Annotated in this window: 2 protein-coding genes and 1 tRNA gene; 2 read left to right on the top strand and 1 reads right to left on the bottom strand. The window is 50.8% G+C overall.

What is annotated here, in order from left to right; all coding sequences use genetic code 11:
- On the bottom strand, positions 1 to 2,006 hold a 2,006-nt coding region (locus tag FBQ85_28365), incomplete at its 3' end, for a PEGA domain-containing protein (GenBank protein ID MDL1879047.1).
- 476 nt (positions 2,007 to 2,482) lie between these two features.
- Here FBQ85_28365 and FBQ85_28360 point away from each other — a divergent pair.
- Both FBQ85_28360 and FBQ85_28355 read left to right on the top strand, forming a co-directional pair.
- Positions 2,483 to 2,559: transfer RNA gene (locus FBQ85_28360), tRNA-Met, on the top strand.
- 332 nt (positions 2,560 to 2,891) lie between these two features.
- A partial coding sequence (locus tag FBQ85_28355) for an IS66 family transposase (GenBank protein ID MDL1879046.1) occupies positions 2,892 to 3,335 on the top strand: 444 nt, incomplete at its 3' end.

The following is a 3,335-nucleotide window of genomic DNA, read 5'->3' as shown; positions in this document are numbered from 1 at the left end:
TTGGCAAAAATGCCTTCCAATGCAAAATGTTCGCGGTTTTCTTCAATGCGCTGAAAGCGCCAAAGCCGCCGGTCGGCAATCGTTTCTGCGCCTTCAATAGTATTCAACGTAAACCCGCGCAGCGTGGTCAAGCCTTCGATGCGCATTTCAACCTCGAGCGGATCGCCGACCTCCCAAACCACGCGGCAGGGCGTAGTTTGCGTATACTTCACGTTGTTCAAATAAACTTCCGCGCCTTCGGGTTTCGAGGAAATTTCCAAAATCGTCTTGAAGCGAAAGACATAAGGTTGGTTTTGATCGCGCGACGATTCCCCGACAACCGAGGCGCCGCCTTGGGGCGCCACTTGAATCGATCTTACGATCGGCTCGAAGCGCGGCAAGGTCAGCATCAGTTTATGCACGCCCGGCGAGATTTTTTCAATCGCGAGCGGCGTCGTCTTGGGCAGCAACCGATCATCGAGATAGACCTGCGCGTTCGGAGGAAAAGACACCAACCGGATGGCCGGCGGAAAGAGAAAATCATAAATCGACGCGCCCCAGGAAGTCATGCGTGTGAATGTGTCAATCACCGTGAACAATATGAATGCTGCGAGTATGCCTCCGGCCGCCATGAAAATCGTTTTTTTGTGTGAGCGCGCCGAGAGGCGAATCACGTCAATGATTGTGCGAACTTCTTCTTCCTCTTCCTCTTCGCCGATGACCTTGTAGAAAGCGACATCTTGCGGCGCGCTTGCGGCTCTGCCCGAACGGCTCGGTTCTTCCGGTTCGGGCGTCAACTCAAGTTCTTCCGGCAAATCTCGCTTGGCCGAAAAACGATTCCACTGAAAATCGTCATTCGAAAAATCCGCAGTCGGCGCCGTCGTTGCGTTTGGCTCGGACGAAACAAAACGTTCATCCAGATCATCTTTAAAGCCAGAAACTTCCTTCTCATCTACAAAAAAATCTGTATCTGAGTTGCTTTCGAGCGGCGTCACCTCGCGCGCATTCACGCCGTCATTGATATCGACGAAATTCTTAAAACCGTCATCAACGAATTGTTCCGCGGCGTTGGATACCGCTTGCTCGTTTGGCGGTGAGATCTGCTGCACGATGTTGCTGAGTTCAAAGGCATAATCTGCCGCCGGCGCATATTGTGAGAGATAACCCATGAGATCCATATACATCTGGCTGGCAGATTGATAGCGGCGATTGGGATCGCGCTGAACGGCTTTTTCGATAATTTTCGTGAGCGGTTCGGGTGTACCTATTTCATCGAGTAGTCCTAAATCCCATACGCCATCGCGCAAGTGACGAATCATGGCCTCCGGCGCTTGTTCTTTGAAAAACCTCTGGCCGGTTAAAACTTCGTAAAAAACGAGACCCAGAGCAAAAAGATCAACGCGCTGGTCAAATCCCTGGCCGCCGTTGACTTGTTCCGGGGCGAGGTAAGTCAGCTTGCCCTGCACCAACACTTCGTTTTTATGATCAAAATCTTTTTGCTGATGTTGCCGTGTGCTCGCTAGGCCGAAATCAATGATTTTGATTTCCCCGAGCCGATTCAGCATGATATTGCCGGGAGAAATATCCTGGTGAACAATATGGAGAGGCTGATGGGTATCGGGATCGCGCCGGGTATGGGCATAATCCAAGCCGGCGCAGGTTTCCGCAATAATGTAAGCGCCCAGATGCGGCGGCACGATGCCGCGCTCTTTACGGCTGATGCGAATGAGCTTGCCCAGGTCGACGCCGTCCACGAATTCCATGATGATATAAAATTGGCCGCCGTCACCGCGTTTGATATCATAAATGCGGACGATATTGCGATGGTTGAGGCGCGCAATCGCCAGCGACTCGGCTTGAAAGATGTCGATATATTTGGCCTCGCCGATCAAATTAGGCGAAATGGCCTTGATCGCCACGGGTTTGTCAAACAAGCGATCGCGACCGTAGTAGATCACGCCAAATCCGCCACGCTTGATCTCGTGAAACATCTCATATTTGTCGTCCAGAACTTTTGCGACTTCCATGGACTCACCTTTCTAAAGCTCGATTAGCATTACGCAGGCCACTCATGCAGATTGTAAGACAGAGGGATCATCGCCCACTCGAGGGAATGAAGTGGCTCTTCAGCCGAGGAGGAACAAGTAGTTTCATCCTGAATTCCCAACGTCGTTTTAGAATCCGGCATCGAGGTTGAGAAAATTCCGATTATCATCGTCAACTTTGGCTAAATCGGAGTGCGAGCGATTCGTCCTAAATCCGTCTTCCGAAATCTTTTGGAATGAAATGCAACGTTGCCGTAACCTCAATCAGATAGATAATCTATTCTATATGGAGAGGTTACTTCGTTAATCACGGCATGTCTATCTATACCATCACCTTTTGCGCTTTGCGAATTCTGCTGCCCCACTTTTAGGTAAAACCTCCGTGTGGCAAAAAATGGCAGAGAAAGAGCTTGATTTTAGGGCGAATATTGATTATAATTGCGCTGTTCAAAAAATATCGCGGGGTGGAGCAGTCTGGTAGCTCGTTGGGCTCATAACCCAAAGGTCGGAGGTTCAAATCCTCTCCCCGCAACCAATCTAAATTATTGATTTTGTGTAGCAAGGGAATCCAAAAGATTCCCTTTTTTGTTTTGTGGTAGGGACAAATTGGGACAGGAAGGGACAGGGTTTAGCGCTAAAATATCACCAAAACTAGTGGGGCGAAGGTCGCCCAAATACAGCCCCGATTTTGGGGGCGGTTCCGTGTATTCCCTCGGTTAACCCATCTTTCTTCTTTCGATTCGAGTTTTTAGGTTGTGTCGAATCGCAAGGGAGAACGGATGGCACAGCGACATCGCGATCAGACACATGCGTAAGGGATGTTTGAAAAAGTCGAACGATTCCTGATGAGCGGGCTTCCGCAACAGGGTGTATTATGATCCCGTCGCAAAGCTGGTGCTTTTCGATTATCGCCCGGGACGCAGTCGAGCCGGGCCCAATGAGATGCTCAAAAACTTTCAGGGCTATTTGCAATGCGATGGCTACACCGGCTATGATGATATCCTGGCACGGCCAGGTGTTCTTGCCGTGGGTTGCTATGCCCACGCGCGGCGTTATTTTGAACAAGCGCAAGATTCCGATCACGAGCGTGCCGAGTGGATGCTGGTGAAGCTGCAAGCGCTTTATGCACTTGAGCGGCAAGCGCGTGAAGCGCAGATGTCGTTCGACGAGAGATATGCGCTGCGCCAACAACACGCGTTGCCCATTTTGGCGGAGATTAAAACTTGGCTTGGGCAAAACGGCACGCAGGTGTTGCCCAAGAGCGCCATCGGCAAAGCCATTGGCTATATGCTCGGGCAGTGGCCGAAGCTG

The sequence above is a fragment of the Cytophagia bacterium CHB2 genome, assembly GCA_030263535.1.
In the GTDB taxonomy this organism is placed as follows: Bacteria; Zhuqueibacterota; Zhuqueibacteria; order Zhuqueibacterales; family Zhuqueibacteraceae; genus Coneutiohabitans.
This window is presented reverse-complemented; position numbering and strand designations above follow the sequence as displayed.